This window comes from Pseudoalteromonas sp. P1-13-1a, from assembly GCF_001401875.1.
Classification (GTDB): domain Bacteria; phylum Pseudomonadota; class Gammaproteobacteria; order Enterobacterales; family Alteromonadaceae; genus Pseudoalteromonas.
This window is the reverse complement of the sequence record NZ_LKDV01000023.1, coordinates 49,391-73,737: the sequence shown is the minus strand read 5'-3', so window position 1 is coordinate 73,737 and position 24,347 is coordinate 49,391. Positions and strand designations below refer to the sequence as shown.

16 protein-coding genes and 1 tRNA gene are annotated in these 24,347 nt (G+C 40.0%); all 17 read left to right on the top strand.

What is annotated here, in order from left to right:
* The first annotated feature begins 140 nt into the window (after window positions 1-140).
* The 17 genes from AN391_RS14255 (at window position 141) to pyrD (ending at window position 24,323) form a co-directional block, all read left to right on the top strand.
* Window positions 141-231 (top strand) — tRNA-Ser (locus tag AN391_RS14255).
* 183 nt (window positions 232-414) lie between these two features.
* A complete protein-coding gene (locus AN391_RS14250; protein ID WP_055016017.1) occupies window positions 415-1,260 on the top strand; it encodes a LytTR family DNA-binding domain-containing protein in 846 nt (281 codons plus the stop codon).
* A gap of 118 nt (window positions 1,261-1,378) precedes the next feature.
* Window positions 1,379-2,206, top strand: a complete 828-nt coding sequence (locus tag AN391_RS14245) for a CPBP family intramembrane glutamic endopeptidase (protein WP_055016016.1) — start codon at window positions 1,379-1,381, stop codon at window positions 2,204-2,206.
* Between the two features lie 313 nt (window positions 2,207-2,519).
* Window positions 2,520-2,900, top strand: coding sequence for a hypothetical protein (locus AN391_RS14240; protein WP_055016015.1), 381 nt, complete (start codon window positions 2,520-2,522; stop codon window positions 2,898-2,900).
* A 128-nt stretch (window positions 2,901-3,028) separates the two neighbouring features.
* Window positions 3,029-3,487 carry a GAF domain-containing protein gene (locus AN391_RS14235; protein ID WP_055016014.1) on the top strand — a complete coding sequence of 153 codons (459 nt, stop codon included), beginning with the start codon at window positions 3,029-3,031 and terminating at the stop codon, window positions 3,485-3,487.
* Window positions 3,487-3,765, top strand: coding sequence for a hypothetical protein (locus AN391_RS14230; RefSeq protein ID WP_055016013.1), 279 nt, complete (start codon window positions 3,487-3,489; stop codon window positions 3,763-3,765). The genes AN391_RS14235 and AN391_RS14230 overlap by 1 nt, the downstream gene beginning before the upstream one ends.
* A gap of 15 nt (window positions 3,766-3,780) precedes the next feature.
* Window positions 3,781-4,419, top strand: a complete 639-nt coding sequence (gene proQ / locus AN391_RS14225) for an RNA chaperone ProQ (protein WP_055016012.1) — start codon at window positions 3,781-3,783, stop codon at window positions 4,417-4,419.
* Window positions 4,420-4,445: 26 nt separating this feature from the next.
* On the top strand, window positions 4,446-6,470 hold the full coding sequence (gene prc, locus AN391_RS14220; RefSeq protein ID WP_055016011.1) for a carboxy terminal-processing peptidase: 2,025 nt from the start codon (window positions 4,446-4,448) through the stop codon (window positions 6,468-6,470).
* Window positions 6,471-6,653: 183 nt separating this feature from the next.
* Entirely contained in the window at window positions 6,654-8,114 is a 1,461-nt protein-coding gene (gene nhaC, locus AN391_RS14215) for a Na+/H+ antiporter NhaC (RefSeq protein WP_171037636.1), read from the top strand.
* Between the two features lie 43 nt (window positions 8,115-8,157).
* Window positions 8,158-10,752, top strand: coding sequence for an aminopeptidase N (pepN, locus tag AN391_RS14210; protein WP_055016009.1), 2,595 nt, complete (start codon window positions 8,158-8,160; stop codon window positions 10,750-10,752).
* Window positions 10,753-10,974 carry a DUF2835 domain-containing protein gene (locus AN391_RS14205; protein ID WP_055016008.1) on the top strand — a complete coding sequence of 74 codons (222 nt, stop codon included), beginning with the start codon at window positions 10,753-10,755 and terminating at the stop codon, window positions 10,972-10,974.
* A 250-nt stretch (window positions 10,975-11,224) separates the two neighbouring features.
* A complete protein-coding gene (locus AN391_RS14200) occupies window positions 11,225-13,318 on the top strand; it encodes a DUF1302 domain-containing protein (RefSeq protein ID WP_055016007.1) in 2,094 nt (697 codons plus the stop codon).
* A 13-nt stretch (window positions 13,319-13,331) separates the two neighbouring features.
* Window positions 13,332-14,696 carry a DUF1329 domain-containing protein gene (locus AN391_RS14195; protein WP_055016006.1) on the top strand — a complete coding sequence of 455 codons (1,365 nt, stop codon included), beginning with the start codon at window positions 13,332-13,334 and terminating at the stop codon, window positions 14,694-14,696.
* A gap of 127 nt (window positions 14,697-14,823) precedes the next feature.
* Complete coding sequence (locus tag AN391_RS14190) at window positions 14,824-15,819, top strand: YCF48-related protein (protein ID WP_055016005.1); 996 nt, start codon at window positions 14,824-14,826, stop codon at window positions 15,817-15,819.
* Window positions 15,819-18,140 (top strand): RND family transporter, encoded by a 2,322-nt coding sequence (locus tag AN391_RS14185; RefSeq protein WP_055016004.1) that lies wholly within the window; start codon window positions 15,819-15,821, stop codon window positions 18,138-18,140. The genes AN391_RS14190 and AN391_RS14185 overlap by 1 nt, the downstream gene beginning before the upstream one ends.
* A gap of 213 nt (window positions 18,141-18,353) precedes the next feature.
* Window positions 18,354-23,195 (top strand): NAD-glutamate dehydrogenase, encoded by a 4,842-nt coding sequence (locus AN391_RS14180; protein ID WP_055016003.1) that lies wholly within the window; start codon window positions 18,354-18,356, stop codon window positions 23,193-23,195.
* Between the two features lie 117 nt (window positions 23,196-23,312).
* Complete coding sequence (gene pyrD, locus AN391_RS14175) at window positions 23,313-24,323, top strand: quinone-dependent dihydroorotate dehydrogenase (protein ID WP_055016002.1); 1,011 nt, start codon at window positions 23,313-23,315, stop codon at window positions 24,321-24,323.
* Window positions 24,324-24,347: the final 24 nt, after the last annotated feature.

Sequence of the window (24,347 nt, the reverse complement as noted above, 5' to 3'; positions counted from 1 at the left end):
GAGATGGCAGAGTGGTCGAATGCACCGGTCTTGAAAACCGGCATAGGTTTGTAGCCTATCTAGGGTTCAAATCCCTATCTCTCCACCACCTAATTACAATAATTATGAGTACACTCTTACTTGTAGTTTATAGCACTTTCGGAGAGATGGCAGAGTGGTCGAATGCACCGGTCTTGAAAACCGGCATGGGTTTGTAGCCCATCTAGGGTTCAAATCCCTATCTCTCCACCATTATATTAAAGCCCGCTTAAAGCGGGCTTTTTTGTATCTACGCTTTATTATCAGCTCACCTTTAGGTTTTCTCGCTTATTTCCCCGTTTCGGTTTGCTATTAGCGATTATTAATAGATCATTAATAGATTATTAACATATTAATATGCTACTTTTAGATTTTAAAATTGGTAATTAAAATAGTATGTTGTGGCTCAAGGGTGATTTACATTCAAGAAAACTTATTGTTTATCGTGCAATGATGTTCTCGTTGGTAACGTTGTTTGTTTTATTCGTATTCCAACCTTTTGGTACAATTAACGATACATCGTCATATAAAATACTCAGGCTTTCAGGTTATGGTTTAGTCACTTTTGTTGCGTTACTATTATCGGGCTTTATCGAAATAGCGCTGTTACGTTATGATTTTTATAAGCCACTTCGTATTATGCTTATAAGCGGCTTTTATATTTTAATTTGTGCTTTATTTAACCACGCTTATTTTGTTGTGGCATTTTTAGGACAGTGGCATTGGCAAAATCAGATGCTGTTTATTGGCTATATATTTGCTATTGGCGTATTTCCGCTAATTTTTATGTATATGTTAAATCGCCATGTTAGTCAGCTTAATATTGATCAAACACCACAGCGGCAACAAATCAAGCAATGTGAAGCCCTTCCTTTAAAACTCGAGCAAATTACGTTAGTTGGCGATAATAAAAATGATGCAATCAGCATAGTTTTAGAGCGTGTTTTGTTTATAAAAGCGGCTGATAATTATTGCGAAATTAGTGTTTATGACGGACACGCAATACAGCAAACTCTACTGCGCATTTCTTTAACTCGCTTACTTAAACAGCTCTCTATTAATACTGCAATTATTAGGTGCCATCGCTCTTATGCAGTTAATGTTGCCTTTATTCACTCGTATAGTGGCAACGCTGGCGGCTTGCAATTAACGCTTAAAAACACACCCATGCCTGTTCCGGTATCGCGAAGCTACGTAGACAATATAAAAGCCGCTTTGTTACTCACCCCAAGTGCTTGTTAGTCAGCCCAAATACTTGTATTTGATACCTAAAAATGTTGTTAATCCCTAACAGTTCGTAGTTTTACGCTGGAGTAGGCATGCTTAAGTTGAACTAAAAATACAACTTAAGAAGGTTACTATGAACACTATTTTAAAATCACTGTTAGTGATAGCCACGTTTGTTTTTTGCCATTACATAATGAAAAGCTTTTGGGGTAGCGAATGGACGAAAATATTAACCCAGGCCGATGCGTCTACTGGGGTTTTATTTATCCCTGCTAAATACTTATTTTTATATGCTCCTTTATTAGTGATAACCACATTGCTATTTAAAAGAGATAACATGCTTGACGCAATTGGCCTTAACACCGAAGGCTTTAATAACTATACCTTTGCAGCTTTGCTCTGCTGTATACCTATGACACTTGGCTATGCATACTTGAGTAGTAATTTAAATTTATCTTTGTCTGGACTAATAACAGGCTCAATCTATGCTGGTTTTTTTGAAGAGCTAATATTTAGGGCGGCTTTATTTGGTGCTTTATACAGGTTTTGCCGCTGGGGGTTCATTCCCGCAGCGTTGACAAGCTCGGTAGTATTTGGAGTAGGGCACATGTACCAAGGTGGCGATGCCATTTCTGCACTAATGGCGGTAGCAGTAACCACTGTTGCAGGCACTTGGTTTGCGTGGCTTTATTGTGAGTGTGGTTATAAAATTTGGTTTCCTATGTGGATGCATATTTTTATGAATGCAGCTTATGGCATCTTTAGTATGTCGGGTGGTGCCGTGGGGGATTTGCACGGCAACGTTTATAAAGCCACTGCTATTGTATTAAGTATCGTGTACGTTGAAGCACTGATCCGCCGAGGGAAAAAACGTGAAGTCACTATGGCCTCATTATTTATTAATACATCAGCATCTACGCTTAATCCCCCGTTCAAACCGCAGATGACTGCCGAAGCCTAAATGCACAAATTAGCCATTCATTTAAGAACGCATTTATATTGCAACCTTAAGGCTATGTTTTTATTGAGGTTAGCGCCTGTAAGGTAGTGAGCTTTACGTTATGGGCGAATAAACAGCTAAAAGTAAGCGTGAGCTGCCAACAAAATAGGTGTCTGTTTTTAGTTAGCAAAACTATTCGTTAAAATGTCTAGTAACAGACGTTTAAAGAGTGCTTGTTTTCCCATCATAAATTACGACCATAGTCTCTGTTTCTAACCTTAAGAACTTGGTGCATGCTTAAGATAATGTTTGTAGTGTGTATTTAGGAACTTATATGAAACATCAACTAGCCAAAAGTGTCGCGCTTTCTTTATTATCCCCCGTTATAGTTGGTAGTACACTAGGTCTTTATTATGGACTTACTGTTAATGGTGATACCACTACCATTTTTCTGCAACTATTAATGAGCGCAATTGCGAACGCACATATTGTTGGTCTTACGATGGCTGCTTTTGTAGTGCCTGGTTATTTGCTTATGTTTAAGTATGCAAAAGTCAATTATTCAGGGGTACTAACCCTTGGGCTGCTGGGCGGCGCAATTTTTAGTTACTTACTAAGTGCGACATCAGGCGAGGTATTTTTAATTAATAGTATAATGGCTGCTTTTGCTGCGGGACTATTTTTATTTGGACTGCGTAAATCAGCAAAAAAATAATTGCAGAAATATTGACCAAGCGTGCTGAAAAACGGCGCTATTTCTGTTTTTTTACTTGTAAAAGGTTTCAATTTTTCACGACAAAGAGTACCTTTAGCTACTGTATGTTTAATAAGAAGTAGTTTGGTATGCAAAAGCACGATTTTTACCAGTCATTAGTTAAGCAAACTGAATCACTAATCGCTGGTGAATCTAATGTCATTGCTAATATGGCTAACGTAAGTGCGCTATTATTTACCTCTTTAGAAGATGTAAATTGGGCGGGCTTTTACTTTATGGATTCGCCGAGTGAATTAGTGCTTGGGCCTTTTCAAGGCAACCCTGCATGTATTCGTATTCCTGTTGGTAAAGGAGTGTGTGGTACGGCTGCAGCAACCCTAGAAACACAGTTAATTGAAGATGTGCATGCGTTTGAAGGTCATATAGCCTGTGACGCAGCGTCTAATTCTGAGATTGTTGTACCTATCATGAAAAATGATAAGATAGTTGCTGTTCTTGATATTGATAGCCCAACTATTGGTCGCTTTGATACTGATGACCAAGCTGGTTTAGAAGCATTAGTTAAATGCTTAGAGGCAAGCTTGTAATGAAAGATTTGCTAAATGTTCAAGACTACCTATTCGCAGTACAAGATGTAGGCGATTGGGAAGGGGATGAAGAACATGTAGCGGAAACGCTCAATGATTTGATTCACATAGCCTGGGATAAAATCCCAGATGATTTAGACTGTGAATCAATCGATGAAATAATAAATGGTATTTGGGAACACCTTCGAGGTGACTTGGCAGTACTAGAAGCTGACTTCGAAGAGTTAATTGACTGGGTAATACACTATGTTGATTCCTCCCTTGACGAAAAGATGTGAAAAATAGGTTCTAAAATGGAAACCACAAACAAGCTAAAAGATATTAATGAAGTGTTGGAATTTCTTTATCAAGAATTTCCACAATGTTTTAAACAAAAAGACGGTATTAAACCGCTTAAAGTCGGTATTTTTAAAGATATTGCCGAGCGTATCGAAGGGTCTGAAAAAGTAAGTAAGACACAAGTACGCCAAGCACTTAGAAAATACACGTCTAATTGGCGTTATTTAGAAGCTGTAACCAAGTCAGAGTTTCGTATTGACCTTGATGGTAATCAAGGTGAAAAAGTTGAGCAAGAGCACATTGACCACGCTCAAAAAGCACTAGAAGAAAGCCGTGCTAAAATGGCTAAACGCAAAAAACAACAGCGTCCACGCCAAGATTCAGACTCTAAATCTTTCAAGAAAAAGCCAGCCCACGCTAGCAAAAACAATGCTCCAGCTAACAAACCAGCTAAAGCAGCCCCTGCTAAACGTTCAGGAAAAGTTGAACCTTTACCTGCAAGTGAGGTCAAGGTTAATAACAAGGTTAAGGTAAAACTTGGCCAAGCACTTGTTAATGCAGTAATTACTGAAGTAAACAAAGACGAAGTTCATGTTGAATTAGTAACAGGCATGCAAGTTAAAACCAAAGCTGACAGCTTATACATTATTTAAGTTGTAAATAAATTAAGGAGTTGTGTATGAGTAAAAAGTTTACGCTCATTCCGTTAGTGGCTGCCCTGTTTTCGGGTTCTTTATTCGCTTCAGTTGAAGCGGCAAAACTTGAAGACTTGCCTGTACTTAAACAAGAAAGTCAACATGGCACTGCCAGCAAACGAGTGGCTAACTTATTTGCTCGTTCACACTATACACCGGTTCGATTTAACGATGCGCTTTCCAGTAAAGTGTATGATCGTTATATCGAATCCCTTGATTTCAACAAAAGCGTGTTTTTAGCAAGTGACATTGCAGCGTTTGAAAAATACCGCGACGATTTTGATAATGCGATTACCACGGGAAAACTTGGGTTTACGTTTGATATTTTTAACTTAAGCTTAAAACGCCGTTTTGAACGCTATGATTACTCTTTATCGTTACTAGATAAAGAAATGACGTTTGATAAAGACGATGAATACTTTTTCGATCGTGAAGATGCGGCATGGCCAGCATCGCAAGCAGAGCTTGATGAAATCTGGCGTGAACGTGTTAAATACGATGCCCTTCGTTTAAAAATGACAGGTAAAGATTGGGAAGGTATTAAGGACGTTCTTACCAAGCGTTACAAAAATGCACAAAAACGTTTAGTGCAAACAAATTCAGAAGATGCATTTCAAATTGTAATGAACTCGCTAGCGCGCAGTATCGAGGCACATACGTCGTACTTATCGCCGCGCCGCGCAGAACAATTTAAAATGGATATGGACTTAGAGCTTGAAGGCATTGGCGCCGTTTTAAGTCCGGATGAAGATTACACCGTTATTCGCAGCTTAGTACCGGGTGGTCCCGCCGATAAAACAGAGCAGCTAAAAGCTGACGACAAAATTATTGGTGTTGCTCAAGATCAAAAAGAGTTTGTTGATGTTATTGGTTGGCGTTTAGATGATGTCGTTGATCTAATCAAAGGCCCGAAAGGAACCAAGGTACGTTTACAGTATCTTAAAGGCTCTGATGCGCATGGCACGCCAAAAGTTGTTGAGATCACCCGTGATAAAATTCGCTTAGAAGACAGAGCGGCTAAATCTGAAGTATTTGAGGCCAGTTATTCAAATTTAACGTCAAAAATCGGTGTTATTGAGATCCCTGGTTTTTATAACAACCTTTCGAAAGACGTTAAAGTTGAATTAGCTAAACTCAAAGAAGAAAATGTAGACGGTATTATTATTGACTTGCGCCAAAATGGCGGTGGATCACTATATGAAGCTACGCAACTATCAGGCCTCTTTTTTGATCAAGGTCCGGTAGTACAAATTCATACGTTAAATAACCGTATTGAAGAGCAAAAAGATCGTGATGGCATTACCTATTACGATGGCCCACTAACTGTTTTAGTTGACCGCTACAGTGCTTCAGCCTCTGAAATTTTTGCGGCCGCAATGCAAGATTATGGCCGTGCAGTGATTATTGGCGAGCAAACCTTTGGTAAGGGAACGGTTCAACAACACAAAGGCTTAGGCCGTGCGTATGATTTATACGACAACGATTTAGGGAGTGTACAGTACACTATTGCTAAATTTTACCGTATAAATGGTGGCAGTACTCAGCACAAAGGGGTTATTCCTGATATTTCTTTCCCTTCGGCGATAGACCCAGCAGAATGGGGTGAGAGCAAGCAGGATAATGCATTACCTTGGGATAGCATAGTGCGAGCTAAGTACAAAAAGCAGGGTAATTTAACCCCTGTGATTAGTTATCTAGAGAAACAACACGAACTACGTATTAAAACAGAGCCCGAATTTGGTTATGTATTTGATGATATTGCTCGTTACAATGAAGAAAAAGACCGTAAAACTATTTCTTTAGTTGAAGCAGACCGTATTAAAGAAAAAGATGAAAATGAAGCACGTACTTTAGCGCGCACTAATGAGCGTTTAAAGCGTTTAGGTAAAGATCCGATTGAAAACCTAGATGATGTACCAGAGGTAATTGAAGAGTTAGACCCTTTCTTAGAAGAGGCAGCACTCATTACGCAAGACTATATTAACTTTGGCCGTATCGCTAAGAAATAAAATACGTGTATACCTCTTTTAAAAAGGCGCTTTTTGCGCCTTTTTTGTTACCTAAATTTTGCTAAATTGCTATAATCGCGAATCACTTAATTGAGTTACATTACTGTGGCTTAAAAAAAGCACTGATACGCTAAAAATAATAAATAAACACGCCCTTGTATGTGGTGTGCAGGAGTCACTATTTTGAAGCCTTTAGAAAAACCGATTAAACCCGCCTCGTTTTTTGATGCACTTATTCCTATCTCTGTTCTTATCTGCCTATTAGGCGCAGCGGTCTATTTATTTGGCGATAACTCGTCGTCAGGTCCCAACCAAATAGCGTTATTATTTGCCACTTTTGCGGCGGCACTAATAGGGCTTAAAAATGGCTATACGTGGAAAAAGCTTGAAGAAGCCATGATTGAAGGTATTACTTTATCATTGGGGGCAATTTTAATTTTATTGATGGTGGGTGCTTTAATTGGTACTTGGCTGTTGTCGGGCACCGTGCCAACTCTCATTTATTATGGCTTACAGGTTATTAACCCTAGTTGGTTTTATGCTGCCAGCTGTTTAATCTGTGGCATTGTTGCAATGAGTATTGGCAGCTCTTGGACTACAGCTGCCACCATAGGTGTTGCACTTTTAGGTGTTGCTACAGGCCTTGGATTAGACCAAACGGTGACGGCAGGGGCGGTTATTTCGGGAGCTTACTTTGGAGACAAACTAAGCCCACTTTCTGAAACGACTAATTTAGCGCCGGCTGTTGTAGGCGCTGATTTATTCGAACATATTCACCATATGCTATGGACGACTGTTCCTAGCTTTGTCATTGCACTGATCATTTTTATTTTTATGGGCTTTAATGCAACAGCTTCTAACGAAGCCGGCAGAATTGACGAAATTACGGTAATTTTAGAGCAAAGCTTTAATATTGGCTTTGAGATGTTAATTCCATTAATTGTGCTCCTAGTTTTAGCTATTAAAAAAATGCCGGCGTTTCCAGCTATTTCGATTGGCGCTGTAATTGGTGCTGTGTGGGCAATGCTGTTTCAGTCAGATTTAATCGCGACACAAATTGACCTGTCTCAAGGTGAGCTGGTTGGTTATTTTAAAATTATTTGGACGACTTTTTTCGATGGATTTAGTATCGATACGGGCGATGAAAAAATGGATTCATTGCTCAGTGGTGGTGGTATGGCAGGTATGTTAACCACAACTTGGTTGATCATGACGGCACTTATGTTTGGCGCCATAATGGAGAAAACCGGCTTACTGGATATTTTTGTTAAGAGTATTTTAAAAATAGCTAAAAGCACAGGTTCGCTTATTACATCAACCATCGCAACTTGTGTGGGTACAAACTTAATTGCAGCGGATCAATACATCGCTATTGTAGTCCCTGGTCGTATGTTTAAAGAAGAATATAAAAATCGAGGATTAAAACCGGTTAATTTATCGCGTACTTTAGAAGATGGCGGAACAATAACAAGCCCGTTAATTCCTTGGAATACGTGTGGTGCGTACATGCAAAGCGTTTTATTAATAAATCCATTTGACTATGCTTTGTATGCTTTCTTTAATTTAATTAACCCTTTCTTAGCTATTATTTATGCGTACGTAGGTATTAAAATTTTACGCATTGAACCTAAGCAACCTGCTTAAATCTTAATAGCCCCTTTTTTAAGGGGCTTTCGTGGGAGTAACTATGACTGTTTCGGCAAAGCCAAAAGCGCAATATCTAAAAGATTACACGGCGCCTAATTTTTCAATAGAACACACAGAACTCACTTTTGACTTACAACCCCTTAATACAAAAGTGACTGCGCTACTTACGCTTAAAAGAACAACTAATGAAAACTCTGCACTTGTTTTAGACGGTATAGACTTACAATTACTGGAACTACACGTAGACAATATTGCTTACACAAATTATAAGATTGAAGGTGAGCACTTAATCATTAATGATTTACCTCACACATGCCAGCTTAAAATAGTTACAGTAATTTCTCCTGAAACCAATACCTCTTTGGAAGGCTTGTATTTATCTGGTGGGGCGTATTGCACCCAATGTGAAGCGCAAGGTTTTAGAAAAATAACCTACTTTTTAGATCGCCCTGACGTGCTAAGTACCTATGATGTAACAATTATTGCAGATAAAAACTTTAGGCATTTACTATCAAATGGTAACCAAATTGACAGCGGCGAAACAGCTGATGGCCGCCATTTCGCTAAATGGCAAGACCCATTTAAAAAACCAAGTTACTTATTTGCATTAGTAGCGGGCGATTTTGATGTACTAAAAGACACCTACACTACAAAAAGCGGACGCGAAATTGAACTTGCGTTATTTGTTGATAAAGGCAATTTATCTAAAACGCCGCATGCAATTAGCTCATTAAAAAAAGCAATGCAATGGGATGAAGAGCGCTTTAACCTAGAATACGATTTAGACATATATATGATTGTAGCCGTGGATTTTTTCAATATGGGCGCAATGGAAAACAAAGGGCTAAATGTATTTAATAGTAAATGTGTATTGGCTAACCAAGAAACCGCAACGGATAAAGATTACCATACTATAGAGTCGATTGTTGGGCATGAGTATTTTCATAACTGGACAGGCAACCGCGTTACCTGCAGAGACTGGTTTCAATTATCGCTAAAAGAAGGGCTTACTGTATTTAGAGACCAAGAATTTAGTAGCGATTTAGGCTCACGTGCACTTAATCGCATTGATGCCGTTAAAGTAATGCGTACTCATCAATTTAGTGAAGATGCGGGGCCAATGGCGCACCCAATTCGCCCTGAAAAAGTTATCGAAATGAATAACTTTTATACCGTAACGGTATACGATAAAGGGGCTGAAGTTATCCGAATGATGCATACCCTGTTAGGTGAAGTTAACTTTCAAAAAGGGATGCAGCTTTACTTTGAGCGTCATGATGGCCAAGCGGTTACCTGTGATGACTTTGTTGCAGCAATGAGTGATGCTTCAGGCATAGACTTGACGCAATTTAAACGCTGGTATAGCCAATCAGGTACACCTCGTTTAAATGCCACACAGCACTATGATCACGATAAACAACTTTATACCCTAACAATTGAGCAATTAGCCCCGCTAAATCAGCCCGATAACAAGAGTTTACATATCCCGTTTGCTATCGAATTATTAGATGAAAACGGGCAAAGTATTGCGCTTACTTATCAAGGAGAAAAGCGCGGCCATGTGCTTAACGTTACGGCATCAACGCAAACATTTTACTTTGATCAGATCCCGACTCGCCCAGTGGCCGTTTTACTTGAAGATTTTTCTGCGCCGTGTATTTTAAGTCAGCAAAATTCAGAGCATGACTTACTGCACATAATGCGTTTTGCACGCAGCGACTTTTCGCGTTGGGACGCACAGCAACAGTTATTTATTAAGGCAGTTAAGCAGGGCGTTAATGCACCTGAACATGCCGCACTTAGTGATAACGTTATCAATGCATTACGTGTTTTAATTAGCGAGAAAAATGGTGATTTAGCATTAATTGCTGAACTGATTAAACTCCCAAGCTTTGACACGTTTGCTGCTGAGTTTGACACGATCCCTGTGGATGAAATTATCACTGTTACAAAACTGTTTGAACAGCAAATTGCTGAGCAATTATTTGATGAGCTTTTGGCATGTTACAGTTCGTTAGTTGATGATGGCAGTATTAATCCAGACGCGGTCGCTATAAGAGCACTCAAAGGCGTGTGTTTACATTATTTAGCTAAAATACCATCTGAGCAAGTCGACCACGTTATCAAAGAAGCCGCAGGCTCTTCGAATATGACCAACGTTTTAGCCTCACTGAGTGCGGTAGTAAAATCATCGCACCCATTAAGAAATGCGTTGTTAGATCATTTTGATAGCCAGTGGCGTCATGACGTTTTAGTAATGGATAAATGGTTTGCACTACAAGCTATGCAGTCTGGTGCTGATACTATTGAGAATATTAAAGCGCTCTATGAGCATCCTAGTTTTGACTTTTCAAACCCAAATAGAGTCCGTGCATTAGTAGGCAGCTTTAGTCATTTTAACACCGCGCAATTTCACCGAAAAGATGGTGAAGGTTACGCATTATTAGGGGACTTACTCATTAAGCTAAACGCGATTAATCCGCAAAATGCCTCTAGAATGTTAACGCCTTTCATGTCGTGGAAACGATTTGATCCAACACGTGCTCAAGCAATGAAAGCGCAATTGCAACGCTTAGCAAGCCTTGAAGGACTGAGTGCTGACTTATATGAGAAGGTTGAAAAAGCACTTAATTAAATGATTGAGTATTACTTTTACCTAAACTTGAGCTATAACAAATGCATGGATTACTATCATGGCCGTTATAGCTCTGTACAAGTGGTTGAGGACAATGGCAAAACGATACGTTTTGCCGCGTCACACCTACGCCCTTATATTTCATCTATTGGAATTAGAGGGCGCTTTAGACTTTTACTAACCCCTGAGAATAAATTTATTCGTCTCGAACGTATCGCCTAACCTACTGTTTTTATGTTATAGATACATAAAAATATTATCTTTTTGTTAATTTCAATTTGTTCTATTGTTAATTTACGTGTATAAAATATCTGGTATGACGTCTTACCAATACGTAAACGTCAGCTCAAAAAATATAATAATTGATTGAACGCGACCATTTGTAATTTTTTATAATCGCTTCTATCGTTAAGATTACACTAAAAACAATAACTTGATCACACATAATTACCCACGACAGGGGGGATACACAATGATAAGAAGATCGCTTTTTGTTAAAAACAAAATAGCTATAGGTTTAGCAGCCGCAAGCTTAGGTTTATCAGCAGCAGCGAATGCAGCAAATTTTGAGGTAGGGGGCTTTGATATCACCTTCGACTCAACTTTTTCCTATGGTCAAAGCGTCCGTGTTGAAGACAGAGATTTCGACATTATTGGCAAAAGCAATAATCCTGCATTTGATTGGACTGGGTATAATCCTTCATTAAATACAATTTATTCTTCTCAAGATGTTTGGGCTCAACCGGGCTCATACTCTAATAATGGCGATGCAGGTAATCTTAATTTTGATAGCGGTGATTCGTTTTCAAAATTGTTGAAAGGCACACACGACCTTTCAATTAATAAAGATAACTACGGCTTATTCACGCGTTTTATGTACTTTTACGATTTTGAGTTAATGGATGGTGATAGAGCCTACGTTAACCCAACCTCAGGACAAGGCGTAGATCCATGTGATGACGACGACACAAAAGAGCAAAGTTGTGCCGACATTCGTTTATTAGACGCTTACGTTTGGGCTAACTTTGATTTAAATGATGGCAATAATCCACTTTCAATTCGTTTAGGCCAACAAGTCGTTAACTGGGGTGAAAGTACGCTTATCTCTCATGGTATTAACGTAAACCCAGTTGACATTGACCGCTTAAAAGCACCGGGTGCTGAGCTTAAAGAAGCATTTATCCCAGTGGGTATGCTCTGGGCGTCATTAGGTATTACTGAAAATATTACCCTAGAAGGTTTTTACCAGTATCAATGGCATGAAACACGCCTGCCAGCTGCAGGTACTTATTTTTCTACCAATGACTTTGCGGCAGAAAACGGCTATCAACAAAATGTACAGTTAGGCTTTACCTCAAATCCTGATATTGATATGGCATTTTTAACTGATAGCCTTAACAACCTGTACTCTAACTTTGCACAGGTAGCGGCTGCACAGGGCATTGATCCTACAAGTGCTGAAGGTCAAGCTCTACTAGCAAATATGTATCTAGCGCATCCCACTAAAGTGGCGCTTAAAGGTAAAGGCGATAACGGTAAAACAGAGCCAGATGACGGCGGTCAATATGGTTTACGTTTAGGTGTATTTTTACCTGAGTGGAACGACACAGAGGTCGCTTTATATCATGTTAATTATCACAGTCGTCGTCCGCTTATTTCTGGTCGTGTATCGAACTTTTCACAAGCTGCAATTGCACAAGATTTAGCAATGATTGCAACAACCGAAATTACTGATGACAACGTAGCAGATTTAGTCGCGTTTTCTAAAGCCGAAAATGAATACCCAGAAGATATTAAACTTTACGGTTTAAGCTTTAATACGAGTATTGGTGAGACCGCATTTGCGGGTGAGTTTGCCTACCGTCAAGACGAGCCATTACAAATAGACGATGTAGAGCTACTTTACACCGCCATGCCTGAACAATTAGCACTGGCTGGCATTCGCCCAGACTTTGCGGGTATTTCGCAAATGAGTTTTGGTGATGCAGTTAGCTCAGTGGCTGCAGGTGAAGTTGCACAAGGTTATATTGAACGCGACACATCACAAATTCAATTTACTGCAACACATTTATTTGGCCCGTCATTAGGTGCTGATAGTTGGGCTGTAGTAGGCGAAGTCGGCGCTGTTAAAATTCATGATATGCCTGATTACGACGAAATGCGTTTGAATGTGTCGGGTACAGGGCGAAGCGGTGTGATCACAGGCCCAGGCACTACTGACTACACAACATTACAACTAGGCCTTTCTAATGGCCCAGAAGAAAAGTCGTTTGCTACGGCCTCGTCTTGGGGTTACCGCCTAATTGCTAAAGGTGATTACTTTAACCTTTACAACGGTATTAACTTCTCTCCACGATTTGTATTTTCTCATGATGTAAACGGTAACACACCTGATCCTATGTTCTTGTTTATTGAAGACCGTAAATCGCTGGGTGTAACGATGAACTTTAATTACCAAAATGCATGGTCACTTGATGTGAGCTACAACTCATTTTGGGGTGGTGGCGATATCAATACTTTCTCAGATCGTGACTACGTTTCTTTCAATTTAAAATATTCTATTTAGGGGTAATATTAGTATGATTAAAAAACCTACCCTCATCGCTACCGCTTTGTGTAGCATGTTTTTAAGTTCAGCGGCAATGGCAAAAATGAGCGCTGAAGAAGTTGCACGTTTAGGACAAGACTTAACGCCGTTTGGCGCAGAAAAAGCAGCCAATGCTGATGGGTCTATTCCAGCGTGGAATGGCGGTATTACAACTGCACCAGAAGGTTACGAGCCTGGTATGCACCACATTGATCCTTACTCAGCGGACAAAGTGTTGTTTACTATTGATAAAACAAACCTTGATAAATACAAAGCTAACTTAAGCCCTGGTCAAATTGCTTTATTTGAAGCATACCCAGATACGTTTAAAATGCCTGTTTATGAAACGCGCCGCTCTGCCTCTTATCCACAGTTTGTATACGATGCAACAAAAGAGTTTGCTGCAACGGCTGAGCTTATTGAAGGTGGCAACGGAATAAAAAATACCGCAATTGGTATTCCATTTCCTATTCCTAAATCAGGCTTAGAGGCTATTTGGAATCACTTATTACGCTATCGTGGACAATCAATAGAGCGTTTTGGTGGACAAGCTGCACCCACCGCATCGGGTTCGTACAATTATGTGGGCTTTGATGAACAACTATTGGTTAAATATTCAGATCCTAAAGCGACGCCTGCAGAGCTTCAAGACTCAAACATTTTGTTTAAATTTAAACAAAAGGTGACAGAGCCTGCACGCCTTGCCGGTACAGCGCTACTTGTACACGAAACCATGGATCAAATTTTAACGCCTCGCCAAGCGTGGACTTATAATTCAGGTCAGCGTCGTGTTCGTCGTGCACCAAATGTTGCATATGACGCACCAGGTACAGCGGCAGATAGCTTACGTACTACCGATGATTTTGATATGTTTAATGGCTCACCTAACCGTTATAACTGGACGTTAAAAGGTAAGCAAGAGCTATATATTCCGTACAATAGCTACAAGTTACACAGTGATAAATTAGAGTACGATGATATATTAAAACCAGGGCACATTAACCCAGAACATACGCGTTATGAAAAGCACCGTGTATGGGTTGTTGAAGCTAACTTAAAAGATGATACCCGTCATATTTATAAAAAACGGGTGTTTTACATTGACGAAGATAGCTGGCAAGTACAAGTGACCGATATTTATGATAATCGCGACCAACTTTACCGCGTAGCAATGGCATATGGCTTAAACTACTACGAAGTACCTACGCAGTGGAGTACTTTAGAAGTGTATCATGATCTAAATTCGCGTCGTTACTTAGCTATTGGTTTAGATAACCAAGAAAAAATGTACGACTTTTCAGAGTCGTTTAACGATAATGAGTTTACTTCAAGCGCACTACGCCGTGAAGGTAGGTAACATCCTAATATGCAGCTAACAACCCGTTAGCTGCTTTTTTCTTTCTCATCGCGTTTGTCTATACGACACGCAGGGTTTTCCTCAGCAAACAGACAAACAATCCTTCAGTTCAAGGCGATTAAAATTTATGAAGTATTTGGTATATGCCAGCCTGATAATAAGCGGTGCGAGTGTTGCACAAGATGCACCTCAGTATGCTATTAGCGCAATAAACGCAAATAAAACCTTACTAACTGATATTACCCATACAGGTGCTAGTTTAGTAGCTGTTGGCAAGCACGGTACAGTAATTACAAGTAAAAATGCTGAGCAATGGCAGCAAGCGCAAACTGTACCTACGCAAGTTTTATTAACGGCTGTCGACTTTTCTAATGAAACCCATGGCTGGGCGTGTGGGCACGATGCCACAATAATTAACACCACTGATGGTGGGTTAAACTGGCAACTACAACAAGCAAAGCCAGAGCTTGATAAGCCGTGTTTAGATATTTACTTTGAGGATGACTCAAAGGGGTTTGCTGTGGGCGCTTATGGCATGTTTTATCAAACCAGTGATGGTGGCAAGCACTGGCAAAAACGCTTTTTAGACTCTTTACTTTTTAGTGAAGATAGAGAGTATTTGAATGATTTAAAAGACCATGACCCCGAAGGCTACGAAGCCGAAACAGCATCTATACTCCCTCACTTTAACCGAATTGAAAAAACAGACAGTGGTTTAATGTTAGTGGGTGAAATGGGGTTAATGGCCAAAAGCACTGATAATGGTCAAACGTGGCAACGCCTCGATGAAATTTACCCTGGTTCTTTTTTTGCGGTAGCCTCAGACTCTGATCAAGAAATAGTCGCAGGGCTTCGAGGAAATGTATTTGCCAAAAATAAAAATGAACAGCGATGGCAGCATTTTGAAAATGTTAAAACGGCCACGGTTAATAACATCATAAATTACAATAACGCGCATTGGTTATTATTGGCTAATAGTGGTGTGATCTTTCATTTAAAAGACGGCTTACTTACACATGAGCAACGCCCCGATGGGAAAGCTATTCTTGATGGGGTAATAATTAATAATAAATTGGTCATGGCAACAGAAGATGGCATTAAAGTGAAGGAGTTGAACCCTTAATGCATACGTTTTTAGACTTTTTAGAAAAAGCGGTGTTTAGACACCGTGCTATCATGTTAATCGCTTTTGCGCTAATAACATGTTTTTTAGGCTATAAAGCCACTCACATTGAATTAGACGCCTCGTTTAACAAAAATATACCGCTAAATCACGAATACATGAAAGTGTACACTAAGCATGAAAAGCAATTTGGCGGCGCAAATAGCATTTTAATTTCGGTGTGTGATGACAGTGGCAACATTTTTAATCCCGAATTTTTCACCCAATTAAAAGCAGTACACGATCAACTGTATTTTATTCCTGGTGTAAACCGTCCATTAGTTAACTCTATTTTTGCGCCTAGTGCGCGTTTTGTCGAAGTGGTTGAAGATGGCTTTGCTGGCGGCCCCATTATTCCTGCAAACTTTAAAGCTGATCAAAAAGGCTTAGCGGTTGTAAAAGAAAACATTGAAAAAGCAAAAGTAGTAGGGCGAATGATTGCCAGCGATTACTCGTGTGCAATGGTGACCGCTCAACTACTTGAAACAGACCCTCAAACACAGCAAAAACTAGATACTCTTGCATTTGCAGAAAAGTTAGAAACGCAAGTTAGAGAGCCTTTAAGTACAGATAAAGTCAGTATTCATATTATTGGATTTGCCAAAATGGCCGGCGATATCGCTCAAGGTGCAAAAGGGGTTGTACTGTTTTTTGCTATTGCCATTGGTTTTACCTTTATTATGGTATGGCTATTTTGTGGCAGTTTAAAGCTCACCATTTTACCTATAGCGTGTTCAATTATTGCCGTAATTTGGCAAATGGGTTTGTTGTCGAGTTTAGGTTTTGGGCTCGATCCTATGTCTATATTAGTACCGTTTTTAGTATTTGCGATTGGTGTAAGCCACGGCGTGCAGATGATAAACGCCATTGGTAAAAAAGTAGGCGAGGGCAAAAGTACCCGTATTTGCTGTCAGTCAAGCTTTAGAGCATTACTTGTACCCGGTGGTATTGCGCTACTTTCTGACACGGTGGGTTTTTTAACCCTACTTACTATTGATATTGGTATTATTCGTGAACTTGCTATAACAGCTAGTTTAGGTGTAGCAGTAATTATATTTACTAATCTGATTTTATTGCCTGTGTGGGCTTCGTATATGAATTTTGCCAATACTGTGCATATTCAATCTGGCGATTCGCAAAAGCCTAATATGCTAGATGCGATACGCGATTTACTGGTAAAAGCCACAAACCCTAAAACCGCAAAAATTATTATCGGGTTTACGCTAGTGTTATTTGCAATAGGTTACTGGCAAGCCGATAAAATGCGTATAGGTGATTTACATGCAGGTGCGCCTTCACTGCACCAAGATGCTCGCTACAATCAGGATACTTTTTTAATATCGGACAAATACACTATTTCATCAGATATATTAAAAGTGATAGTTGAGGCTTACCCTGCAGCGTGTACAGAGCACGATGTGATGGCGCGTATTAGCCGTTTTCAGTACAAGGTAGAAAATGTGCCTGGCGTGCAATCGGCTGTGAGCTTAAGCTCTGTGGCGCAATCGGTTAACGCAGGTTACAACGAAGGTAACTTAAAATGGCAAAGCTTACCGCGTAATTCAGCCAGCTTAGTACAATCAACTGCCCGTGTAGAAACAAGCACAGGCTTACTTAATGGCGATTGTTCAGTTATGCCAGTGATTATATTTTTAGATGATCACAAAGCAAATACAATCGATACCGTTATTCAACGTGTTAAGCAATTTGCGCAAGAAGAAGGCACAGATAAGTTAGCCTTTAAATTAGCCTCGGGTCCTGTTGGAGTAATGGCGGCAACAAACGAGTCTGTTTCTGCGGCGCAAATTCCGATGATGCTATACGTTTATGGCGCGGTTATCATTTTGTGTTTGTTAAGCTTTAAGAGCGTAAAAGCGACTATAGCAGTGGTATTACCACTTTATATCGTATCAACGCTAGCACAAGCGCTTATGGTGCAATTAGAAATTGGCTTAACGGTATCTACTTTACCTGTTATAGCTCTGGGTGTGGGTATTGGTGTTGACTACGGTATCTATATACTTTCGTCAATGATGGGCCAACTCAAGCAAAACGTGCCGCTGAGTGTGGCGTACCGTAATGCACTTGTTGAGCGTGGCAGCGCTGTTTTGTTTACGGGTATTACTCTGGCGATAGGTGTTAGTACGTGGATATTCTCTGATCTTAAGTTTCAGGTTGACATGGGAATACTACTTACCTTCATGTTTTTAGTAAATATGCTAGGTGCAGTGCTGTTATTGCCTGCAATTGGTAGTTTACTGTGGACCGACCAGAAAAAATAAAGTGAATAATTGTGCTCCTAAATGACCAGTAATGGTCATTTATATCTATATTTTGTGAATAGATGACCAAATAGCTGAAATGCTTAAAATGTTTTCATCGAAAAGGCTGTTTATTAGCGCTAAAAGGGTTAGAATTTAACTGACTCCACGCTAATAAATGGCTGTACAAATATTCTGCTTAACTAAAAGCAGTAATAGATTAAGGAACATACAATGACACGAAATGAAGGCCAAGCCTCGGTTATCCTAGATAATGTCTGTAAGCTTATCCAGAAAAAAGTTCACGCTGATAATGTGTTACTCGTTGAGAAATTCGCCAAAGCCTTGTACAGCAACATGTCTAAAGAGGATTTGGCAAATCGCAATGATAGTGACCTATACGGTGCTGCACTCAGCCTTTGGAATGCACTAGAAAAAAACACCACGGACGACGCAGTAATTCGCGTTTTCAATCCTGAAGTAGCAAAAGATGGCTGGCAGTCATCACATACAATTGTAGAAATTATTGCTAAAGATATGCCATTTTTAGTAGATTCTGTTCGTATGGCTATGACTCGTGAAAATATAGCTTCTCACTTATTACTTCACTGCCCACTAAAAATTCAGCGCGGTGATAACGCGAAAATCTCTGGCTTATCGAATTTAAAAGCAGAGCAAGAATCAACCTCGACTAAAACAGTATTCTTTATAGAGATTGACCGCCAAACTGATGCATCTGTTATTGCCTCTTTTAAAAAAGAACTCGAATCTGTATTGGTTGATGTTTCTATTGCAGTAGATGATTGGCAGCCAATTCGCGAAAAACTAGTCTCTGTTACTAAAGAAGTACCAAAACGTAAGCATAATAAAAACAAAAACGAAGTATCTGAAGCCGTAGAGTTTTTAGATTGGCTGGCTAAAGATAACTTTACGTTAATGGGCTATCGCGAGTACGAGCTTACCCCTGTACAAGGTGATTACCAGTTAAAAGGTAAAATGGACACAAGCCTTGGTTTGATGAAAAACTCAACTGATGAGCATACGCGTTTATTATCTGAATTACCTGAATTTGCGCGCCAAGAGGCCCTTAGTAGCAACTTACTAGTATTAACAAAAACTAACTCAGTATCGCGCGTTCATCGCCCAGCGTACATAGATTACGTAGGTATTAAACGCTTTGATGATGAAGGTAATGTGATTGGTGAAGACCGGTTTATCGGTTTATTCTCATCAAGCTTTTATAACAACAGTGCAGCTGATGTGCCCGTTCTAAAAACTAAAATTAACCGCATTATGGATATGTGTGACTTTGCTAAAGGCACCCATGCATACAAAGCGGTACTTAATATTTTAGAAACTTACCCACGTGATGAATTAGTTCAAGCTCGCGAGAGCGAGTTACTTGAAGTTGCAATGGGTGTTTTACAAATACAAGAACGTGACATGTGTCGCTTATTTGTTCGCAAAGATGCCTACGGACGCTTCTTCTCTTGCATGGTGTATGTCCCGCGTGAGCGATATAACACAGCGCTGCGCCGAGAAACACAAGACATTTTAGCTAACGCCTTTAATTCTGACGAAAAAGTCGAATTTACTACCTATTTCTCTGAGTCAACACTGGCGCGTACTCATTACACCGTTCGTGTGACAGATAACAATATCGAATATAACGTGAAAGACATCGAAAACAACTTAGTAGAAGCAGCCCGTACATGGGAAGATAAATTACAATCTGCACTGTTAGAGTCTGCAGGTGAAGCCCGCGGTAATGATTTAAATCGTAAATACTGCAACGCTTTTGCACGTTCATACAAAGATGAAGTGCTTCCTAGTGCTGCGGTAGTTGATATTGAAAAGCTAGAGTTGCTAACAGACGAAAACAAGCTCGAAATGCTGTTTTATCGTCCGCAAGAAGAGGCTAACAGCAATATTGTACGCCTAAGCTTGTTCCATAAAGATGAGCCAATTCACTTATCTGATGTTATGCCAATGCTAGAAAACTTTGGTTTACGTGTTGTTGGTGAAACGCCATATTCTGTTAAAACAAGTGATGGTCGTATCAATTGGATCATGGACTTCTCTATGCTGATTGACAGCAAAGGAATGGCCGACTTTGATAAAATTTCCGCTCGTTTTCGCGCTGCATTAACTAATGTATGGGGCAACCGCCTTGAAAACGACGGCTTTAACCGATTAGTATTAATGGGGGGGTTAACAGGTCGTGAAGCCTCTATATTACGTGCCTACGCAAAATACATGCGCCAAATTGGGGTTACCTTCTCGCAAACTTATATTGAGAGCACGTTTGCAAACTACCCGCATATTGCTGCGCAAATAGTTAACTTATTTGCTAAAAAATTCTCGGTTAAAAGCCCTGCAAGCCCTAAAACACTTGAGAAATTAAGTGCACAAATTTACTTAGAGCTTGAAAACGTAGCGAACCTTGATGATGACCGTATTATACGTTTATATGTAGATATGATTGTGGCAACACTGCGTACAAACTACTTCCAAAAAGATGAAACAGGTCAGTTTAAATCTTACGTGTCGTTTAAAGTACAGCCTAGCTTAATTCCTGATATGCCGCTTCCGCTGCCAGCATTTGAGATTTTTGTATACTCTCCGCGTGTAGAAGGGGTGCATTTACGTGGTGGTAAAGTTGCGCGTGGTGGTCTTCGTTGGTCAGACCGTCGTGAAGATTTCCGTACTGAGGTACTGGGCTTAGTAAAAGCGCAACAAGTTAAAAACACTGTAATTGTTCCTGTAGGTTCTAAAGGTGGTTTTGTATGTAAGCAACTACCAAGTGAACGCGAAGCTTTTATTAAAGAAGGTCAAGAGTGTTACAAAATTTTCATCCGTGGTTTATTAGACATTACCGATAACATTGAGCGAGGTGAAATTGTACCGCCAGCTAATGTAACTCGTCACGATGAAGACGACCCATACCTAGTAGTTGCAGCCGATAAAGGCACAGCTACCTTCTCTGATATTGCTAATGGTATTGCTAACGAATACAACTTCTGGCTAGGTGATGCGTTTGCATCAGGTGGTTCAGTAGGTTATGACCACAAGAAAATGGGCATAACAGCAAAAGGTGCATGGGAGTCTGTTAAACGTCACTTCCGTGAAATGGATATTGACTGTCAAACTACTGACTTCACTGTGGTTGCGATTGGTGATATGGCCGGCGATGTATTTGGTAACGGCATGCTATTGTCTAAGCACATTCGCTTGCAAGTTGCGTTTAACCACATGCATATATTTGTAGACCCAACACCAGATGCAGCAACGTCTTACCCAGAACGTGAGCGCTTGTTTAACCTGCCTCGTTCATCGTGGGAAGATTACAATAAAGATCTGATTTCAGCGGGTGGTGGGATTTTCTCGCGCGCAGCTAAGTCGATTTCTTTAAGCCCAGAAATGAAAAAAATGTTGGGCACTAAAAAAGCAAGCATGACACCGAACGAGTTAATCAAAGCCTCATTAATGATGGAATTTGATTTACTGTGGAACGGTGGTATTGGTACTTACATTAAAAATAGCCACGAAACAGACGCTGATGTAGGCGATCGGGCAAACGATGCGCTGCGCATAAACGGTAAAGACCTTGGCGCTAAAATTTTAGGTGAGGGTGGTAACTTAGGTGCAACCCAATTAGGGCGTATCGAGTTTGCAGCCAAAGGCGGGCGTGTAAATACCGACTTTATTGATAACGTAGGCGGTGTTGCGTGTTCAGATAACGAAGTAAATATTAAAATTTTACTTAACGGCTTAGTTTCAGAAGGTGATTTAACACGTAAACAACGTGATGAATTACTTTACTCTATGACCGACGAAGTGTCTGAGCTTGTACTTAAAGATTGTTACCGTCAAACACATACATTGTCGATTACACAGTCTAAAGGTGCATCAACGCTTAAAGAAAAGATCCGCTTTATTCATGCCCTTGAAAAAGAAGGTAACCTAAACCGTGCCATTGAGTTTTTACCAACTGATGAAGAGCTGGCAGAGCGCGCGGCAGCAGGAAAAGATCTAACACGTCCAGAGCTTTCAGTATTAGTTTCGTACGCAAAAATGGTGCTTAAAGAGTCGTTAGTAACAGATGAAATTACTGAAAACCCTTATTACCGTCAGCTACTAGTTAAGTCTTTCCCGCGTCCACTGCGTGAAAAATTTAACGACGCGATGGATAATCACCCACTGCGTAAAGAAATCATTGCGACAAAACTGGCGAACAATATCGTTAATGATATGGGCTTAAACTTCATGGTACGCATGAACGAAGAGACCGGTGCTAACGAAGCGGAAATCGCAATGTGTTATTCAATTGCGAGTGAGATTTTTGAAATGCGTGAAACCTGGTCATCAATCAGCGCGCTAGATAATAAAATCCCAGCTGCAGTTCAAACAGAAATGTTGTACCAACTACGTCGTACTGTTCGCCGTGCAACACGCTGGTTCTTACGTCATCGTAATAAATCACAAACAATTGAACAAGCAATCGAGTTCTTTGCACCCACGTTTAAAGATTTAAGCGAAAACTTAAATACGTACATGCAAGATAAAGAGCACGAATGCCTTGCGGGTAAGGCTAACGAGCTAGCAGAGAAAGGTGTGCCTAAGCAAATCGCTAAGCGTATTATTGACCTTTCTAGCCTGTTTTCTGTTATGGATATTGCTGAAATAGCGCATAATTCTGGCCGCAGCGTGGCGATGGTATCTAATACCTACTTTAAACTTGGCTCGCGTATGGGCTTACACTGGTTCTTAGACCAAATTACTAATCAGCCTGTCTCTAACCATTGGCAAGCACTAGCTCGAGCGTCGTACCGTGAAGAGCTTGATTGGCAACAACGTACACTTTCTCATGTTGTGCTAAACAGCTTTGAAGGTGACGAAAACGATGTTGATAATCAAATTGATCAGTGGATGGCAAGCCAAGATCTATTGTTACAGCGTTGGAAGCAAATGTTAGCTGAGTTTAAAACGTCACAAAGCCATGACTTTGCTAAGTTCTCAGTTGCACTGCGCGAATTGATGTTGTTAAGCCACAACTGTGATACTTCAGGAAAATAATTTAGCTTTAATGGGTTATTTATTCAGTAAATAATCAGTTAATTGTTAAAATTGTTATACAATACCTCAGCCTAGTCTGAGGTATTTTTTTGTCTGTAATTTTAAGAGGAACAATTCATGTTTTACGATCTAGCCCGCCGTTTTATGTTCACCCGAGATGCTGAATGGGCACATGAGTTTGCACTTAATAACTTACGCCGTTTTGCTCACACCCCTTTAAACGCAGCTTGGTCTCAACAATTACAAGATAAACCAGTCAACTTTTTAGGCCTTGAGTTTAAAAACCCTGTAGGTTTAGCTGCAGGTTTAGATAAAAACGCTGAATGTATTGATGCCTTTAGCCAAATGGGTTTTGGTTTTGTAGAAGTCGGCACAGTTACCCCGCGCCCGCAAGCAGGCAATGATAAGCCGCGTATTTTTAGGTTACCTCAGTCAAATGCCATTATTAACCGAATGGGCTTTAATAACAAAGGGGTTGATAATTTAGTTAATAACGTAAAAAATGCCAAATACACCGGTATTTTAGGTATTAATATTGGTAAAAATAAAGATACTCCAAATGAGCAAGGCAAAGACGACTACATTCATTGTATGCGTAAAGTGTTTGAGCATGCTTCGTATATTACTGTCAATATATCCTCTCCTAATACGCCAGGTCTGCGTGATTTACAATATGGCGCTGCACTTGATGATCTATTGAAAAGTTTAAAAAATGAGCAGCTCGATTTAATTGCCAAACATAATAAGCAAGTACCTATGCTGGTTAAAATAGCGCCAGATCTTGATGAAATACAAATTGAGCAGGTAAGCGAGTCACTTTTAAATAATAAAATTGATGGTGTTATTGCCACAAATACTACGCTTGAACGCAGTGCAGTAATGGGTCAGCAATACGCCGATGAGGCCGGTGGTTTATCTGGCAGCCCTGTAAGAGCGCGCTCTACGCAGGTAATTAGCGAACTGAAACGTTTAACACAAGGTAAATTACCCATCATTGGTGTAGGCGGTATTGATGATGCGCAATCCGCTCAAGAAAAGTTAAATGCTGGGGCAAATTTAGTGCAGGTTTATACTGGGTTCATCTACAAAGGGCCACAATTGGTAAAATCGATCGTTGATTCCTTATAAGGATCAGTTATGTAAGCTTTTGAT